The following is a 17,035-nucleotide window of genomic DNA, read 5'->3' as shown; positions in this document are numbered from 1 at the left end:
GGGACCGCACAGGGGACACGCACGGGGCGCGTGGGGCAGGATGGCCGTCGATGCGCAGAGGACTCGTACACGTACTGGCTTGGTCGCTCGCCACGGGCGCGGCGGTCACGCTGTCGTGGTGGGGTGTCCACACGGTGATGACGGGAACGGCCTACGACCCGCCGCGCGCGCTGCCGATCACGGCGGACGGGACCGCGCAGGGGGCGAAGCCGCTGTCCTCCTCCACGAGTCGGCCCGGGCCCGAGCCGGCGAGGAGCCGTGAGCCGAGTGCGAGCCGTTCCCCGTCGGCCACGCCCTCCTCGTCGCCCTCGCGTTCGAAGCCGGCCAGTCCCACTCCGAGCGCGGGCGCCTCGGGCGCGGTGAGGAGTTACGACACCGGCGGGGGCCGGGTCGTCTTCGATCTCGGCCCGTCGTCGGCGTCGCTGGTGTCCGCGACGCCCGCGTCCGGGTGGTCCATGCAGGTGTGGAAGACCGAGACGTGGATCCGGGTGGAGTTCTCCTCCGGGGCGGACCGGGTGTCGGTGTTCTGCACGTGGCACGACTCCGCGCCACGGGTCGACATCAACGACTACTGAGCGCCGGTGGGCGCTCAGGTGGGCCGACTGTCCGTGGGCCGCCCCGGGCCGGTGGTGCGGCTACCGGAAGACCGAGGGCGGGGGCGCCGGTGAGGCGACCGCCGCGGCGTCCGTCACCGGGGTCGCTCCGCCCGTGAAGTCCCGCAGGGCCCTGCCGTGTTCGACCCGTGCGGGGTGGGGGTCGGAGGCCGCGCGCCGGGTCAGTTCCGCGACGGGCAGCGGCCGGTCCGAACCGACCAGGACGGCGTTGCCGAAACGCTTGCCGCGCAGGACCGTGGGGTCGGCGACGAGGGCGAGTTCGGGGAAGACGCCGGCGGCGGTGGCGATCTGGCCGCGCAGATGCGCCAGGGGCGGGCCGTCGGCGAGGTTGGCGGCGTACAGGCCACCGGCCTTCACGACCCTGCGTACGTCGGTGAGGAACTCGCCGGACGTCAGATGGGCGGGTGTGCGCGCCCCGCTGAACACGTCCGCGATGACCAGGTCGGCCCAGTCGTCCGGCATCTTGGCGAGCCCTTCGCGCGCGTCGACGGACCGCACCCTGATCCGGGCGTTCGGGTCCAACGGCAGTTCGCGCCGGACCAGTCGGACGAGCGCCGCGTCCCGTTCGACGACCTGCTGGGTGGAGCGGGGCCGGGTCGCGGCCACGTACCGGGCGAGCGTGAAGGCGCCGCCGCCGAGGTGGACGGCCTGCACGGGCTTGCCGGGCGGGGCGACGAGATCGATGACGTGACCGAGACGGCGCTGGTACTCGAAGCTCAGGTACGAGGGATCGTCGAGGTCGACGTGCGACTGCGGGGCTCCGTCGATGAGCAGCGTCCAGGCCCGCGCACGCTCCCGGTCGGGCATGAGCTCGGCGAGACCTCCGTCGACGCTCTCGACGACGGCCGGGGAGTCGACACGTCTGCCACCCGCCCGCCTGTCGTCCGCACGTTTGTTCTTCGCCCTCGCCATCCGCCCATTATCGACCCGCCGGAACGGCCCGGCTCAGCGGCAGCGCCCTTCCAGGAGCGTGGAGCTGTGACTTGGTGCGGCTCCGCCGCCGGGCGCGACCGGCCTCCACCGGCTCGCACACAGCACGCGACTCACCGCGCACCCGTCCTCAACGGCAGTTGTCCGCGGCCTCGATCAACCGGGCCGCCTCCCCCAGCGCAGCCCGCAGCACGGCCGGATCCGTGGCCAGGTCGGCCTCGCCGGGCGGCAGCAGCCAGTCCGATCCCTCGACCGGCGGCTCCGGCGCCAGCCGGACCCCCCGTCCGTCCGTCCGCGTGCACGTACTGCCCGGGACGTCCCAGGCGGAAGCCGTCCCCGGCGGCACCAGGAATCCGAGTGTGCCGCCGGTGTCGTCGTGCAGCACGGGGCCGACCGCCTCGGCGGCGGCGCCCCTGCGCAGGATGTCGACGGCCTCCAGCCCCTGCCGGGCGGGCACGGTGACGAGATCACAGGGAACCCCGGGGCCCTCGCCACGCTCACCGCCGCACGGCACGAGCGGGGGACGCGAATCGACGCCCTGCCTGGTCTCCATCCTGGCCTCCACCACGGAACCCCTCCTCGATCGAGCGCACCGCATGGTTCAACGCCCCACCACGTCAACGGCTACGGCGAAACTCGGCCGCAAAGGATGGCAGTTCATGGCAGATCAGGGATGAGATATCCGGTTTGTAGCCAAACCCCGCGTGGTGGTCTCGTCACAGCGGGTACGTTCGTGCCCGCTGGAAACACGGGTACGGCTCGATCGAATTCATGATCAACTCGCCCTGGTTCCGGCATGGTTCGACGGTTCGTGAGAGAGGGCCCGGCCATGGCGTCGTCACCGATGACCTCGTCGTCACAGTCGCCTCGGCCGCCGCGGCCGAATCTCGCCTTCCGGCGCCTGCGCGGGCAGCGCTCGCCGGGCGAGTTCGCCGCGGCGGTGCGGCGGGCCGCCCGGGAGATCGAGGAGCAGGTCAGCTGTGACGCCCGCTACATCGGGCGCGTCGAGGCGGGGGAGATCCGCTGCCCCAACTACGCGTACGAGCGGGTGTTCCTGCACATGTTCCCCGGCCGGACGCTGACCGACCTGGGCTTCGTGCCCCGATCGGCGGTGCGTGGCCGGGGGGCGCGCACCGCCGAGGTGGCGCCCGCTCCACACACCACGAGCCCGTTGTACGCCCCGCATGAGACGGACGGGGCGTACGAGCCGTATGTAGCGACACACGGCACGCATGATTCGCACGATCCGTATCACCCGTACGACCCGCACGAGAACGACGACCAGGACCACGAGGAGAGCGACGTGCAACGTCGCGCATTCATGAGCGGCGGCACCGCCACGGTGGCGGCCGCCTCCCTGAGCCCATGGGGGCTCGCGTTCGGCTCCGCGGCCGCGGCCGCGGAGCATCCCGTGCGCCGGGCCGGCGAGGCCGAGGCGGGAGCGCTGGAAGAGGCCGTACGCAAGATCCGGCTGCTGGACGACCGGCACGGCGCCGACGGGCTGTACCGGAGGGCGGCGGCTCCGCTGCGGTCCGCGTACGCCCTGCTGGACGCCGGTGCGGCGCGGCAGGCGACCGCCGAGCGGCTGCACACGGGGGCCGGTGAACTGGCCATCTCCGTGGGCTGGCTGGCACACGACTCGGGGCGTTTCGACGACGCGCGCTCGCACTACGCGGAGGCGCTGGCGACGGCCCGGGTGGCCGGGGACCCGGCTCTGGAGGCGCACGCCTTCTGCAACACGTCGTTCCTCGCCCGGGACGCGGGGCGCCCGCGCGAGGCGGTGCGGGCGGCGCAGGCGGCGCAGTACGCGGCGCGGCCCCTCGGCTCGGCCCGGCTCCTGTCGCTGCTCTCGCTGCGCGAGGCGGGCGGCTGGGCGGGGCTGGCCGACCGGACGGGCTGCGAGCAGGCGCTGACGCGGGCGAAGGCCCTGTACGGGCGCGGCCCCTGTGACGCCGATCCGGAGTGGATGAGCTTCTACGGAGACGCCGAACTGGCAGGGCTTGAAGCGCAGTGCTGGTCGACGCTGGGCGACTGGCCGCGCGCCGCCCACCAGGCTCGCCGGGCGACCCGGCTCCAGGACCCGCACTTCACGCGCAATCTCGCGCTCTACACGGCCGAACTCGCCGACGACCTCGCCCGCGCCGGGCACCCCGACGAGGCCGCCGCGGCCGGGTTGCGCGTCCTGGACCTGCTGGACGAGGTCCAGTCGTCCCGGGTGCAGACGATGCTGGCGGGAACGGCCAGGGTCCTGCTGCCGCACCGCCGCGCCTCGGGAGTCTCGGACTTCCTCGAACGCCACGGGGCCCTGCCACGGACGGCATAGCGGGAGTCCGTGCGCGGGCCGGGGCGGCGGGGTCACGCGGTCAGGTGGCCGCAGTCGTTCCAGGTCTCGATCGCGGGCTCTCCGTAGGCCCAGCCCAGGACCGAGAGGGACGTGGGGTTGAGGCGGACGCGGGCCCCGAAGTCCAGGCCGAGGCCGAGCCAGCGGGCGCCGATCGAGCGCAGGATGTGGCCGTGGGCGAAGACCAGCACGTCACGGTCCCCGGAGCGGACCGTTTCGACCACCTCGTCCGCGCGCGCGGTGACCTCCGCGAGGGTCTCGCCCCGGGGCACCCCGTCCCGCCAGATCAGCCAGTCGGGACGGCCGGCCCGGATCTCGTCCGGGGTCAGGCCCTCGTAGGCGCCGTAGTCCCACTCCATGAGCGCGTCCCAGGGGGCCGCGCGGTCACCGAAACCGGCGAGTTCGCACGTCTCACGCGCGCGTGCCAGCGGACTGGTGCGGACCTCCGCTCCGGGAAGTCCGTTCAGCGGCGCCCGGCGCAGACGCTCGCCGAGCAGCTTGGCGCCGCGCCTGCCCTCGTCCAGGAGCGGGATGTCGGTCCTGCCGGTGTGCTTGCCGGACAGCGACCATTCCGTCTGTCCGTGCCGGGCCAGCAGGATGCGCGGTGCCATGAAGGGGGCCCTTCCGGGAGGAGCGAGCGGTGAACCGCAGGAGAACGAGGGGTGGATCACTCCATCATCTCGCACGTGCCCGTGGAGCAACCCCGAGAGCGATCTCTGCGTCTTTGAGCACCGGGGGCGCCCCCATACGGGAAGCGCACAGACCGTACATTGGTCCGCGGAACTGCGACCGGGGGAAAGCAGGAGGGGGAGGGATCGGATGCTGCTGACCGATGCACCGAGCACCGAGGCGGCGCCACGTACCCGCCTCCGCTGGTGGACCGAGCTGCCTTTGATCCTGCTGGTGTACGGGGCGTACTCGGCAGGACGGCTGCTTGCGCGCGGGGACGTGACCAGCGCCGTCGACCACGGCCTGGCGATCCTGCGCGTCGAGAAGTTCTTCTTTCTCAACGCCGAGCACCCGCTGAACCGTCTCTTCACGCGTGAGCCGTGGATCGGCATCCCGGCGGACTTCTGGTACGCGTCACTGCACTACCTGGTCACGCCCGCGGTCCTGGTCTGGCTGTTCCGGTCGCGTGCGGTGCGCTACAGAGCCGCCAGGACCTGGCTGATGACGTCCACGTTCATGGGCCTGATCGGTTTCACGCTGCTGCCGACCTGCCCGCCGCGGCTGCTGTCGGCGGGCCACGGGTTCGTCGACACGATGGCCCAGTACAGCGACTACGGCTGGTGGGGCGGCGAGGCGAGCGCGCCCCGCGGCCTCGGCGGCATGACCAACCAGTACGCGGCGATGCCCAGCCTGCACTGCGGCTGGGCCCTGTGGTGCGGTGTGATGCTCTGGATGTACGGCGGCACACGGCTCACCAAGGTCGCGGGCGTCCTGTATCCGCTGATCACGACGATCGTGGTGATGGGCACCGCCAACCACTACTTCCTCGACGCGGTGGCCGGCTTCGCCGTCATGGGCGTCGGGTTCCTGCTGACCCGGCCGGTGCTGCGGCTCGCGGACACGGTCCGGGCGCGGTTCGGGATCCGGCCCTTCCCGCATGCCCGCGGCGGCCCCACAGGCGTCCCGCACGGCGCAGGTTCCTCAATTGTCAGTGCGGGGTGCCAGACTTCCGCGAGTGAGCGAATTCCCCGACAGCGCAAGGTCCCAGCCACCCCGGGTGCCGCCGAGCCGGGAGCCGAACCGGGAGCGAGTCCCACCGACGCCGGGGACGGGACTCCGGCAGCGGCTCGCTGAGCTGCGCGGTCCGGCCGTCCCGCCGCAGCCGCTGGACGCGCGCGCCCTCGCGGCGCTCGCCGCGAATCCGGGCTGCCGGCGGCGCGCGATCCTCGACGGGGCGGGCGTGAACAAGGCGGTGCTGGCGAGCGCGCTCGGCTCGCCGTCGGCCTTCGGCCAGTCACAGTTCGCGTTCATGCGGGGCAACGCCTTCGAGGCGCGGGTCAAGGCCGACGGAGGCGCGGAGCTGCTGCGGCTCGTGCACGAGAGGCTGGACGCGCAGGCCGAGCCGCCCACCGCCGGAGCCGTTCCCGACCTCACCGCCGTCGGCCCCGAGGGCCGCACGGCCCGTACGGCCCTGGCCCTGCGGGAGGCCACCGCGGCGGGCGGCTGGACGCTGCTCGACCACCCGCTGCTCGCCCTGGACGTGGCGGGCTCCCCCGCCTTCCTGGAGCCGGACGCGGTGGTCGTGCATCCCGACGGCGGCTGGACGGTCGTCGAGATCAAGTCCTTCCCGATGCTGGACGGTTCGGCGGACGCGGCCAAGGTGGGCGCGGCGGCCCGCCAGGCCGCGGTGTACGTACTGGCGCTGGAGCGCGTCGCGGAGCGGCTGGATCCCCCGCCCGAGGTGCGGCACACGGTGCTGCTGGTCTGCCCGAAGGACTTCTCCAACCTGCCGACCGCGTCCGCCGTGGACGTCCGCAAGCAGCGCTCGGTGACCCGCCGCCAGCTGGACCGCCTCACCCGCATCGAGGACATCGCCGACGCGCTCCCCGAGGGCACCTGTTTCGCCCCCGACCTCCCTGCCGCCGACCTGACGGCGGCGGTGGAGTCGGTCCCGGCGACCTACGCCCCCGAGTGCCTCTCCGCGTGCGAACTGGCCTTCCACTGCCGCGACCGCTCCCGCGCGCAGGGCGCGGTGACCTCGCTCGGCCGGTCCCTGCGGGCCGAGCTCGGCGGCCTGACGTCGGTCGGCGACGTCCTGTCGGCGGCCCGCGGCGAGTTGGGCGACCCGGCCGACCCGACGGTCGCGGCACTGCGCAGGGCGGCGAGGCTGCGAGCCGAGGCACTGGGCGTCGCGGCCCCCGTCGTGGGCGGCGCGGAGAGCTGCGCGACCGGCCCCGACCGACTCGCGGGCGGCCCCTCACCGCTCGCCGGGCGAACCGGCCGGGAGGAAGCCGTATGTCGCTGATCACGACCCTCGCCCGGCTGGAGGCCGTGGAGAGCGGCCGGGCCCAGCCCCTCGCCACCGTCCGGCACCGGCACCTCGTCGAGCGGCCGCTCGTCCTCGTGCCGCTCACCACCGCCGGGGAGGCCGGCGCCCCGCTGGGCGCACTCGTCGGCACGGACCGCGACGCGCCGCGGCTGCTGGTCGTGCCGCAGCCCCGGGACCGCGACCTGAGGTTCGCGTTCCTCGCGGAACTGGCGGGCGTCGTCCTGCCGTACATCGACGACTACGCGCAGGACGTCGAGGCCGCCGAGCGCAGCGAGACCGACCCGGAGACCGGCAAGCGGGTCAAGGTCGAGGTCGAGCTGTGCGCGGACGCACCGCAGTTGATCGTGCCGAGCCGGGCCGGTGTCGACTTCGTACGGCTGCTCGGGCGTTCCATGCGCTTCAGGCGCACCGCCGAGCAGGACCCGGAGACACCGCATCCGGCGCCGCCGCGCGTGCCGCTGCTCGGACGGTGGTTCACGCACTACGCAGAGCGCGCCCGGGTGCCGGGCTCGTCGCTCCTGCTCGCGCTCACGGACGTGCTGTCACGGCACTGGGCCACCGGTCAGTCCACCCTGGAGGACCAGCACCTGGGGGCGCTCCTCGCCTGGATCGACCCGCCGGACGACGGGTCCGGCGCCGAGGCGGCGTTGCGGGCCGAGCTGCTGCGGGACGCCCAGGGGCAGCTCGTCCACCCGCCCGCCGGGCCCGCCACCGACCCGGCCTTCGACAACAAACTGCTGGCTCCCGCCATCGAGCGCTACGACCGCGCGCGTACGTCGCTCGCGGCCGCCGAGGACGGCATCGAGGCGGACGACCGGCTCGGTGAGCTCACGGCCGCCGAGCGGCACGTCCGCGAGCTGGTGGCGAGCCGCACCCGCCCCACGTGGGACGCGGTGTGGCACGGACTGGACCTGCTGCGGGCCCTGCCCGAGGGTCCGCGCGCCGCCGACCGGTGGACCCGCGACCGCTGGTCGTTCACCGGTCACCGGGACCGGGTCCTCGCCGGCGAGCCGCCACAGCCGCGCCGGGACGACGCGGTCACGGCGGCGAACAAACTCGCCACGCGCGAGCGCGAACAGGCCCGCCTGGAGGCGCAGGAGGCCCTCGACGACCCGCTCGTCATGGCCGGACGGCGGCTCGCGGGCGAGGCCTTCGCGGGTGAGGTCACCGATGTCGTGATGGCGTACAGCGAGGGGAAGCGGCCCAGCCCGCGCCCCCTGGTGACCGTGCGCACGGACGACCGGCCGCATCTCGGCGAGCGGGCCAAGGTCTTCCGCTCGCTCGGCGGAAAGCCGCAGGCGGCGGAGTTCGTGGGGTACGAGGACGACGGATCTCCCGGGGCGAGCGGCGCGCTCGGGGCGGACGCCTCCGGCGACTCCCCCGGCTCCGACAGCGCCCTCGGTTCCAGCGGCTCGGGCGGCTCGGGCGGCTCCCCGGACCCGGGCGGCTCTTCCGGGTACGACGCCGCCGCCGGGCGGGGCGGCACGCTCGTCGTGCTGCGCGTCGTCGACAAGATGGGCCGCGGCAAGGAGCCCGAGCCCGGATCCGTGCCGGAGAAGGGCGACCTCCTCTGCTTCACGCTCTTCGAGCACGAGCAGCGGGGAGGCGCGAAGCTGCCCGACCCCGAGGACACGCCGTGGACGCACGGCGGGCCGCCCGGAGAGACCGACGCCGCCCCGCGGCCCGACGCCGTGACCGAGGAGGACGTCCTGTGACGACCGTGTTCGACCCGGGGGCCGAGGCCGCCCGCGCCACCGACGCGATCCTGCGCGACACCCTGCGCGGGACGGACCGCGGGGTCGTGGTGGACTCGCCGCCCGGCGCCGGCAAGTCCACGCTCGTGGTGCGGGCCGCGCTCGAACTGGCAGAGGCGGGGCGCCCGCTGATGGTCATCGCCCAGACGAACGCGCAGGTCGACGACCTGGTGCTGCGGCTGGCCGAGAAGAACCCCGAGCTGCCCGTCGGCCGGCTGCACAGCAGCGACTCCGACCCGTACGACAAGGCGCTCGACGACCTGCCACACGTCCGCAAGTCCGCGAAGGCCGGGGACCTGGCCGGGCTCGACGTGGTCATCTCGACGGCCGCGAAGTGGGCGCACGTCAAGGGCGTCGAGCCGTGGGGGCACGCGATCGTCGACGAGGCGTACCAGATGCGCTCGGACGCGCTCCTCGCCGTGGCCGGGCTGTTCGAGCGGGCGCTGTTCGTGGGCGACCCGGGCCAGCTGGACCCGTTCGCGATCGTCGGCTCGGAGCAGTGGGCGGGGCTGTCCTACGATCCGTCGGCCTCGGCCGTGACGACACTCCTCGCCCACAACCCGGAGCTGCCGCAGCACCGGCTCCCCGTCTCCTGGCGGCTGCCGGCGTCGGCGGCGCCGCTGGTCTCGGACGCGTTCTATCCCTTCACGCCGTTCCGCAGCGGCACGGGCCACGGCGACCGCCGGCTCGCCTTCGCCGTCCCGTCGGACGGTTCGGGCCCCGACCGGGTCATCGACGAGGCGGCGGAATCGGGCTGGGGCCTGCTGGAGCTCCCGGCCCGGCACACCCCGCGCACGGACCCGGAGGCGATCCGGGCACTCGCCCTGGTCGTACGCCGGCTCCTGGACCGGGGCGGCGCGGCGACGTCGGAGCGCGCACCGGACCCGGCCCCTCTGACCGCCGACCGCATCGCGGTCGGCACGGCCCACCGCGACCAGGCGGCGGCTGTGCGCGCGGCGCTGGCCGAGCTGGGTGTGCCGGAGGTGACCGTCGACACGGCGAACCGTCTGCAGGGCCGCGAGTTCGACGTGACCGTCGTCCTGCATCCCCTGTCGGGCCGCCCCGACGCAACGGCCTTCCACCTGGAGACGGGCCGCCTGTGCGTCCTGGCCTCCCGGCACCGCCACGCCTGCATCGTCGTCTGCCGAGCGGGCGTCACGGACCTCCTCGACGACCACCCCTCCACGGAACCGGTCCAGCTCGGCGTCACGGTGAAGTTCCCGGACGGCTGGGAGGCCAACCACGCGGTGCTGTCCCATCTCTCGGAACACCGGGTCGCGTGGAAAGCGTGAAGGGGCCACGAGCGGGGCGCACGACACACACGTCCGGCGCCGCGGCCACGACACGAAGGCGCCACCCGGCCCCGAAGAACACCGGTACGCCCCGAAGACCCGGCCGCCGGACGGAGTCCGGCCCGCCGCCGGAGGCGGCAGACGGATACAGCCCGGACGGCTGGGAGGCCAACCACGCGGTGCTGTCCCATCTCTCGGAACACCGGGTCGCGTGGAAGGCGTGAAGGAGCGGCGCAGGAGTGCGTGAGGGGCGCGTATCCGGGCCGGTCAACCGGGGTCTGGAGGCCCTCTTGCGCGGTCAAGGGACAATGGACGATGGCCCACCCACAAGGACGGGCCGACCCCTGCACGAGGAGGAGAAGTCATGGCGGAGCCCACGCCGCGTCGGAACGAACCGCGGCTTCGCCCCGCGCCACTGCTCTTCGAGCCCGCGGAGGCGGCCGCCGACCCGGAGCACTTCTTCGACCTGGAGTCGATCGACGACCCCCGGGCGCTGCTGGCCCGGGCCACGGAGCTGACCCTCGCGTTCCGCGCGGCCACCGACCGGGCCGTCGAGTTCCAGGCGATGGCCGCCGCGCAGCTCGCCGATCCCCGTCGGTTCGACCGGCTCACTCCCGCGGCGATCGCCGAGCAGGCCGAGTGGACCGAGGACTACGCGAAGAAGATGGTCGAGTTCGGGCGGGAGCTGCTGCGCGGAGCGGACGCCGAGGGGTACGCCGACCCGGTCTGAGCGCCCGCGGCCGGGGCCCGGCGGGACACGGACACATGGCCCGGGCTCGGGCAAGGACGCACCGCGGGCCGGTCGCGGATGCGCGGGCGGAGTGTCAGCGAGGCCCGGGGGGAGGCAGCCGGCGGAATCCGGGCGGGGACACACGGACGGCGCAAGGGCCGCACCCGTGCAGAAACGTACCGGCGGGACGCGTCGGCGCGACGCACGGGCGAGACGCACAAAGCAGAACGCGCAGGCGGGGCAGCGAGGTCTCGCGATACGCGGCCGGGGTGTTCAGCGCCCTCCGTCGTCGCCCAGGGCCACGCGAAAACATCCCTGGCATATGCCAGGCGGGCAAGATACTCCACCCTGTCCCGCCCTGTCCCCCATTTCGGCAACCCTGGGGAACGGCTCGCTCACCCCCGGTAGACCTGAATGCCATGAGCAGCGATCGGAACCTGGTAAGCACCGCCCCCCACGGCCCCGGCACCGGCACCGTCGAGCCGCTCCCGGACGTGTTCGACGCCCTCGGCACGCCGTACACCCCCGGCATCCCCGAGCCCTCCCACGTCACCGAGGTCACCGGAGTCACTCCTGAGGGCGCCGCCTGGCTCGCCTCGGCAGGAACGTATCCGCGCAGCACCCGCATCCTCTGGGCGGACCGGCCCGCCGCCCCTGTGGTCCTGGCCTGCGGCTCGGCCTTCGACGTCGTCAACGCCCCCGCCGTCTTCGGCCGCCACATGCTGGACCGGCTGTGGGACGAGGGTCCGGGCTCCGGCCCCGTGGCCATGTACCGGGGCCGGATTCTCCTGTTCGCCGCCCCGGGCACGGCACAGCGGCTGCCCTCGCTCCTGGAGTGGGAGGAGTGGGGCTCCGGCGGCGCCTCCGACCGTGGCCGGGCCATCCCGCCGCTCCTGTGCCACGGCACCGGCGACGCGGTGACGGTCCCCGCGCCGGCCCTTGCCGCCCCGGCCGCCGCCACCCGCCCCGACTCCCGCTGGCTCGTCGCCCCCGACACCCGTGACCCCTGGCTGCCGGGCCCGGAGATCCTGCTGTGGGCGGCGGTCCGAGCGGCCCGGTCGGCGGCCCGCCGACAGGCCGCCGACCGGGCCGCCGAGCCCTCTCCCGCGGCCCCGATATCGATTTTTCCTCCCGCCGATCAGGGTGCTAAGGTCTACGACGTCAGCAGGCGCCGCTAGCTCAGTTGGTTAGAGCAGCTGACTCTTAATCAGCGGGTCCGGGGTTCGAGTCCCTGGCGGCGCACAGACGGTGAAAGGCCCCTCGTGGAAGCGAGGGGCCTTTCGCGTGCCTGCTCGCACCCGCCCCGGCCGGGCGGACACACTCGGCCCTCTCAGCCCCCTCGGCTCTCCGTCGAGATCGTCACGGTCCACGCCCCCGAAGCCGTCCGGTCCTCCACTTCGATCCGTACGCCCTCTCCGGGCACGGTGAAGCTCTCCCCGAGGCCGACCGGCGCGTCCGCGAGCGGCGGATAGACCGATTCGTCCCAGCAGGCCGCGGACGCGGGGTTCGCGTCGACGACCTCGATCGGCCCACGGCCGGACTCCGTCTCACTGCGCACGCGGTAGACGAGCACGCCCTGTGAACAGACCGCCTCGTCGTTGCCGACCGCCCCCCGCGCCTCGAGGGCGATGACGCCGTCCCGCGCGGTCCGCACCACCGCCAGCTTCGTCCCGCCCCCCGAGCCGAACCCCGGCGCCCCGGGCGCGCCCGCCCGCCCGGCCGCCTCGGCACCCGCCGCGGCCACCCCCGCTCCCGCCGCCAGCGGTTCGAGCGTCAGCCGTGTACCCGGCCCGCTCGCATCCCGTACGCACGCCACCTGACGCGGCTCCAGCCAGCCGAGCTTCCACTTGTGCCAGCCGAAGAGGTCGGGAGCGAGGCCGAACTGACTGCCCATGAGGTCCCAGTCGCCGACATACGTGTCCCAGTCGCCCTTGCCGTCGGAGGGCCGGTGGTAGAGGTCGGGCAGGTCGAAGACATGACCGGTCTCGTGCGCCAGGACCAGCCGGTCCGGCGGATGCTTCTCGAAGACCGTCACGACCCGGCGGATGTCCTCGCCGTCGGCCCGCAGCGGCACATCCATGTTGACGACCTTCGTCGCGTCCGAGTCGACGCCCGGCGCGTCGGGGTCGGCGACGAAGTAGACGATGTCGTAGCGGGAGAAGTCGACCCGCTCGTCCGCCGCCGCGAGGGCTTCGCGCAGGTACGTGGAGCGCGCCGCCGCGTTCCAGTCACGCTGTATGGCGTACGCGGTCGAGGCCCGGGGCATACGGATCCACTCCCGGAGCGGGTGCGGGCGCAGCTGGAACTTTCCGTACGAGGCCCGTTCGAAGAAGCGGCTGGTGGCCGGGAAGTAGTCGGCCGTCAGCTCGGCGGGCGTGGTCACCGGTTCGGCGTCCGGGAAGGAGAGGAAGACCATCACCGCGTCGAGGCGCCTGGTGGGCCGCGGATAGGCGGCGTTCCAGGTGTCCAGTCCCTCGGAGTGGTGGGCCGCGGTCCGTTTCAGCGCGCACGGCATCGAGAGCGGCACGGCGACCGAGGGCCCCGCGACCAGGGAGGTGGCGGCGAGCGCCGTCAGAGAGGTGAACACCGCCGCGGGACTGCGCCACCCCTGCCAACGCTGTTCCCGCTCACGCGGGCCCGGACCGAGCCACCGCCGGGCGAGCCGTCCGTCCTCGCGTCGGCCCCGCCCGCGCCCGTCGGGACCGGGTCGGCCGAAGCCGCGCCGACGGGGCCGGGCCCCGCCACGGGTGAGCCCCTTGAGGGGGAGCAGACGCGGCACGTCGACCTCCGGATGCGGAATTCGGGATACCGCACCCAGCCTGTGCCGGTTTGATCATTTACGCCCTGTTTATCTGATCCAAAGGAGTGAGGGGGCCGACACCCGACCGAGCACATCGGGGAGCACCCGGGGGGCGCCAGGACGCGCCGACACCCCGAGCACTCACGGAACGTCACAAGTGATCGGCCGGGGAAGGAACCCGTCCAGGTGCGGGCAGAAACGATCTGTCAGAAAGGGGCACCCATCCGGGACACTGGACAGTAGCTGGAAGGCCCACCGGCCAGCCTCTATGATCGGCACACTTTCCTGCGCGGACACGGCTAGAGCGGCCGTCCACCACCGGCCGACCCCCGACGAGACCTGTACGACGAACGAGTGCACAGCGGGAGCGAACGGTGAGCGGAACGTCCGATGGGCCGGCGCCCACGGCAGACCTCGTCCGGTCGGCCGTCACAGAGAGTCATATTGCGACCTCTCCTCGCGCCGGAACCCCATCTCACGAGGAACGGGCCCGACGCGTCGAGCCCCTGGTCGACCCCTTGACCGACCCCCCGATCGGCCTCGCGGCCGGACTTTCGGGCGGGCTCCCGGCCGGACTCCCGGTGGACCTCTCGGCCGAGTTCCCGATCGGTCTGGCGGCGGGACTCCCGGCGAGGCTGTCGGCCGCGCCCCCGGCCGGGCTTCCACCGCGTGCGGCGCCCGGGACGGGTGCCGACACCGAAACCGGCGCCGCCGCACGTACGTTTCGAGCCACTTTCGCGGCGGCCCCTCTCGCGATGGCCGTAGTGGACCGTGAGGGCCGGGTCGTCACGGCCAACGACACCCTGGCCGCGCTGCTCGGCACGGGCGCCGACGGGGAGGGGCTCACCGGCCGGATCGCCGCCGACCTGGTGGACCTGGCGTCGGACGCGCGTACCTGGCACGCGTACCGCGAGGTGCTCCGCGGCCGCCAGGCAAGACTCCGCTGCACGCGCCGCCTCAAACATCCGGACGGCCACTCGCTCTGGGCCCAGGTGACGGTCAGTCCGCTGCCCGAGGAGGAGCGGGCCGTACTGCTCTCGGTCTCCGACATCAGCGCCCGCCGCGAACTGCAGGCGCGCCTGCGGCACCTGCAGATGCACGACCCGGTGACACGGCTGCCCAACCGCACCCTGTTCTTCGAGCGGCTCTCGGCCGCGCTGGAGGCGGAGGCGTACGAGGAGTCGGGCACCGGCCGCATCGGGCTGTGCTACCTGGACCTCGACGGGTTCAAGGCCGTCAACGACACGCTCGGCCACCGGGTCGGCGACCGGCTGCTCGCGGCCGTCGCCGAGCGCCTGACGCGCTGCGCGAACGAGGCCGGCTACGCGCGAACGGCCACGCCGCTGGTGGCCCGGCTGGGCGGCGACGAGTTCGCGCTGCTCGTCGAGGACTCGACGGGTACGGAGCAGCTCGCGGACCTCGCCGACTCGGTGCTGAAGTCCCTTCAGGTGCCCTTCGACCTGTCCGGGCAGCGGCTCTCGGTCTCGGCCTCGATCGGTGTCGTCGAGCGGCATGCGGCCGGCACCACCGCGACCGGTCTGATGCAGGCCGCCGACACGACGCTGTACTGGGCGAAGGCCGACGGGAAGTCCCGCTGGACGCTCTTCGACCCGGAGCGCAACGCCCACCGCATGACCCGTCAGGCGCTCTCCTCCACCCTGCGTCCGGCCGTCGAGCGCGGGGAGTTCGCGCTGGAGTACCAGCCGCTGGTGTGCATGGAGGACGGCGGGGTGCGCGGCGTCGAGGCGCTGGTGCGATGGAACCATCCTCAGTTCGGCACACTGACGCCGAATCGGTTCATCGGACTTGCCGAGGAGGACGGGTCGATCGTGCAGCTCGGCCGCTGGGTGCTGGCCACGGCCTGCCGGCAGGCGCGCCGGTGGCAGTTGGAGCACCCGGACGCGGAGCCGATCTTCGTCAGCGTGAACGTGGCGGTGCGTCAGGTCTGGGACTCCGATCTGGTGTCCGACGTGGCGGCGATCCTCGCGGAGACCGGGCTCGCCCCGCACCTCCTCCAGCTGGAGCTCACCGAGTCCGCCGTGATGGGCTCGGCGGGCCGGCCGCTCCAGGCCCTGCAGGCGCTCAGCGACATGGGTGTGCGTATCGCCATCGACGACTTCGGCACCGGCTACTCGAACCTCGCCTATCTCAGCCGTCTGCCGGTGTCGGTGCTGAAGCTCGACGGGTCGTTCGTGCGCGGCTTCCAGTACGAGAGCGGCGACGGCGCCGCTCCGCCCAATCCGGCCGACGAGGTCGTCGTCGAGGCGATGATCCAGCTCGCGCACCGGCTGGGTCTGACGGTCACCGCCGAGTGCGTGGAGACGGCGGGCCAGGCGACCCGTCTGCGGCGCATCGGCTGCGACACCGGCCAGGGGTGGCTGTACTCCCGGCCGGTGGCGCCGGACCGCATCTCCGCGCTATTGACGGCGGCGGCCTGCCGTCAGGCCTGAGCCCCGGGCAGCCGGTAGGCGTCCGCGATCAGTTCGTACGAGCGCAGGCGTACGGCGCCGCTGTGGGCGTTGCCCGTGAGCATCAACTCGTCGGCGCCAGTGCGCTTGTGGAGGTCGTCGAGGCCGGAGCGGACCTCGTCGGCGGTGCCGTGGATGACGTTCGCGTTCCAGGAGTCGACGAACTCCCGCTCCATCGGGCTGAACGCGTACGCCTCGGCCTCCTCCGGGGTGGGGACCAGGCCGGGGCGGCCGGTGCGCAGCCGGACCATGTTCAGCGCGGCGGCCTCGACCTGGCGGCGGGCCTCCAACTCGTCGTCCGTGGCGAGGGCGGAGACGCCGATCAGGGCGTAGGGCGCGTCGAGCACGGCCGACGGCCGGAAGGACTCCCGGTAGAGGTCGAGCGCCGGGATGGTGTTCTGGGCCGAGAAGTGGTGCGCGAAGGCGAAGGGCAGGCCGAGGGTGCCGGCCAGGCGGGCACTGAAGCCGGAGGAGCCGAGCAGCCAGACCGGCGGGCGGTGCGGGGACTGGACGCCGCCGGGCGAGGTCGCCTGGACGGGGCCGGGGACGGCGTGGATGCGGGCGTACGGGTGGCCGTCCGGGAAGTCGTCGTCCAGGAAGCGGGTCAGTTCCGCGAGCTGCTGGGGGAAGTCGTCGGCGCCCTCGTTCAGCCGTTCCGTGCGGCGCAGGGCCGCGGCCGTGGCGCCGTCCGTGCCGGGGGCCCGGCCGAGGCCGAGGTCGACGCGGCCCGGGGCCATCGCTTCGAGGGTGCCGAACTGCTCCGCGATGACCAGGGGAGCGTGGTTCGGCAGCATCACTCCGCCGGAACCCAGGCGGATACGGCTCGTGTGGGCGGCGAGGTGGGCGAGGATCACGGCCGGTGAGGAGGAGGCCACGCCGGGCATGGAGTGGTGTTCGGCCACCCAGTAGCGGTGGAATCCGCGGGACTCCGCGAGGCGGGACAGCTCGACGCTGGTCCGCAGGGCCTCGGTCGCGGTGTGGCCCGCGCCGACGGTGACCAGGTCCAGTACGGAGAGGGGCACGGGGGCGGTGCCCTGCGCCTCGCCTCGGATCTCGTGGGTCTCGCTGGGCGTGTGGTCCGGTGCCGGCACGGGTTCCTCCTGTTGGT

At 73.7% G+C, this 17,035-nt stretch carries 14 protein-coding genes and 1 tRNA gene; 10 read left to right on the top strand and 5 right to left on the bottom strand.

Going from position 1 to position 17,035, the window contains the following annotated elements:
• Window positions 1-50: 50 nt before the first annotated feature.
• Complete coding sequence (locus O1Q96_RS06885) at window positions 51-575, top strand: hypothetical protein (RefSeq protein WP_269247307.1); 525 nt, start codon at window positions 51-53, stop codon at window positions 573-575.
• 60 nt (window positions 576-635) lie between these two features.
• Here the strand turns inward: O1Q96_RS06885 and O1Q96_RS06880 are convergent, their stop codons facing one another.
• Both O1Q96_RS06880 and O1Q96_RS06875 read right to left on the bottom strand, forming a co-directional pair.
• Window positions 636-1,421, bottom strand: a complete 786-nt coding sequence (locus tag O1Q96_RS06880; RefSeq protein WP_269253513.1) for a spermidine synthase — start codon at window positions 1,419-1,421, stop codon at window positions 636-638.
• A 253-nt stretch (window positions 1,422-1,674) separates the two neighbouring features.
• Window positions 1,675-2,142, bottom strand: a complete 468-nt coding sequence (locus O1Q96_RS06875; protein ID WP_419586454.1) for a hypothetical protein — start codon at window positions 2,140-2,142, stop codon at window positions 1,675-1,677.
• 231 nt (window positions 2,143-2,373) lie between these two features.
• Here O1Q96_RS06875 and O1Q96_RS06870 point away from each other — a divergent pair, with 231 nt between their 5' ends.
• Entirely contained in the window at window positions 2,374-3,867 is a 1,494-nt protein-coding gene (locus O1Q96_RS06870; protein ID WP_269247305.1) for an NsdA family TPR-like regulatory protein, read from the top strand.
• A 32-nt stretch (window positions 3,868-3,899) separates the two neighbouring features.
• Here O1Q96_RS06870 and O1Q96_RS06865 read toward each other — a convergent pair whose 3' ends face one another.
• The gene (locus tag O1Q96_RS06865) at window positions 3,900-4,496 is read right to left on the bottom strand and encodes a histidine phosphatase family protein (RefSeq protein ID WP_269247304.1); all 597 of its coding nucleotides are present in this window, start codon (window positions 4,494-4,496) and stop codon (window positions 3,900-3,902) included.
• Window positions 4,497-4,704: 208 nt separating this feature from the next.
• Between O1Q96_RS06865 and O1Q96_RS06860 the strand changes: the two genes are divergently transcribed.
• From O1Q96_RS06860 to O1Q96_RS06830, 7 genes are all read left to right on the top strand, one after another.
• Complete coding sequence (locus tag O1Q96_RS06860) at window positions 4,705-5,688, top strand: phosphatase PAP2 family protein (protein ID WP_269247303.1); 984 nt, start codon at window positions 4,705-4,707, stop codon at window positions 5,686-5,688.
• On the top strand, window positions 5,612-6,859 hold the full coding sequence (locus O1Q96_RS06855) for a hypothetical protein (RefSeq protein WP_269247302.1): 1,248 nt from the start codon (window positions 5,612-5,614) through the stop codon (window positions 6,857-6,859). The genes O1Q96_RS06860 and O1Q96_RS06855 overlap by 77 nt, the downstream gene beginning before the upstream one ends.
• The gene (locus O1Q96_RS06850; RefSeq protein ID WP_269247301.1) at window positions 6,850-8,598 is read left to right on the top strand and encodes a hypothetical protein; all 1,749 of its coding nucleotides are present in this window, start codon (window positions 6,850-6,852) and stop codon (window positions 8,596-8,598) included. Before O1Q96_RS06855 ends, O1Q96_RS06850 begins: the two co-directional genes overlap by 10 nt.
• On the top strand, window positions 8,595-9,929 hold the full coding sequence (locus O1Q96_RS06845; protein ID WP_217458616.1) for an AAA domain-containing protein: 1,335 nt from the start codon (window positions 8,595-8,597) through the stop codon (window positions 9,927-9,929). The genes O1Q96_RS06850 and O1Q96_RS06845 overlap by 4 nt, the downstream gene beginning before the upstream one ends.
• Before the next feature lie 364 nt (window positions 9,930-10,293).
• Window positions 10,294-10,659, top strand: a complete 366-nt coding sequence (locus O1Q96_RS06840) for a hypothetical protein (protein ID WP_217454693.1) — start codon at window positions 10,294-10,296, stop codon at window positions 10,657-10,659.
• Between the two features lie 419 nt (window positions 10,660-11,078).
• Entirely contained in the window at window positions 11,079-11,837 is a 759-nt protein-coding gene (locus O1Q96_RS06835) for a bifunctional DNA primase/polymerase (RefSeq protein ID WP_269247300.1), read from the top strand.
• Window positions 11,828-11,901, top strand: a tRNA-Lys gene (locus O1Q96_RS06830). The genes O1Q96_RS06835 and O1Q96_RS06830 overlap by 10 nt, the downstream gene beginning before the upstream one ends.
• 88 nt (window positions 11,902-11,989) lie before the next feature.
• Here O1Q96_RS06830 and O1Q96_RS06825 read toward each other — a convergent pair.
• Window positions 11,990-13,438: a M6 family metalloprotease domain-containing protein gene (locus O1Q96_RS06825; protein WP_419586450.1), complete on the bottom strand. Its 1,449-nt coding sequence runs from the start codon at window positions 13,436-13,438 to the stop codon at window positions 11,990-11,992.
• Between the two features lie 395 nt (window positions 13,439-13,833).
• On the opposite strand from O1Q96_RS06825, the gene O1Q96_RS06820 reads away from it, so the two are divergent.
• Window positions 13,834-15,909: a putative bifunctional diguanylate cyclase/phosphodiesterase gene (locus tag O1Q96_RS06820; RefSeq protein WP_269247299.1), complete on the top strand. Its 2,076-nt coding sequence runs from the start codon at window positions 13,834-13,836 to the stop codon at window positions 15,907-15,909.
• Here O1Q96_RS06820 and O1Q96_RS06815 read toward each other — a convergent pair.
• Window positions 15,900-17,018 carry an LLM class flavin-dependent oxidoreductase gene (locus O1Q96_RS06815; RefSeq protein ID WP_269247298.1) on the bottom strand — a complete coding sequence of 373 codons (1,119 nt, stop codon included), beginning with the start codon at window positions 17,016-17,018 and terminating at the stop codon, window positions 15,900-15,902. The genes O1Q96_RS06820 and O1Q96_RS06815 overlap by 10 nt on opposite strands.
• Between the last annotated feature and the right edge of the window lie 17 nt (window positions 17,019-17,035).

The organism is Streptomyces aurantiacus (assembly GCF_027107535.1).
GTDB lineage: Bacteria > Actinomycetota > Actinomycetes > Streptomycetales > Streptomycetaceae > Streptomyces.
The sequence above is the reverse complement of the archived record's forward strand: the minus strand, read 5'-3'. Positions and strand labels throughout refer to the sequence as shown.

Bases quoted from the DNA above. Each gene is read 5' to 3' on its own strand.
- O1Q96_RS06880 (WP_269253513.1), bottom strand. From the start codon at position 1,421: ATGCCCGACCGGGAGCGTGCGCGGGCCTGGACGCTGCTCATCGACGGA.
- O1Q96_RS06835 (WP_269247300.1), top strand. From the start codon at position 11,079: ATGAGCAGCGATCGGAACCTGGTAAGCACCGCCCCCCACGGCCCCGGC.
- O1Q96_RS06865 (WP_269247304.1), bottom strand. From the start codon at position 4,496: ATGGCACCGCGCATCCTGCTGGCCCGGCACGGACAGACGGAATGGTCG.
- O1Q96_RS06850 (WP_269247301.1), top strand. From the start codon at position 6,850: ATGTCGCTGATCACGACCCTCGCCCGGCTGGAGGCCGTGGAGAGCGGC.
- O1Q96_RS06875 (WP_419586454.1), bottom strand. From the start codon at position 2,142: ATGCGGTGCGCTCGATCGAGGAGGGGTTCCGTGGTGGAGGCCAGGATG.
- O1Q96_RS06840 (WP_217454693.1), top strand. From the start codon at position 10,294: ATGGCGGAGCCCACGCCGCGTCGGAACGAACCGCGGCTTCGCCCCGCG.
- O1Q96_RS06870 (WP_269247305.1), top strand. From the start codon at position 2,374: ATGGCGTCGTCACCGATGACCTCGTCGTCACAGTCGCCTCGGCCGCCG.
- O1Q96_RS06885 (WP_269247307.1), top strand. From the start codon at position 51: ATGCGCAGAGGACTCGTACACGTACTGGCTTGGTCGCTCGCCACGGGC.
- O1Q96_RS06860 (WP_269247303.1), top strand. From the start codon at position 4,705: ATGCTGCTGACCGATGCACCGAGCACCGAGGCGGCGCCACGTACCCGC.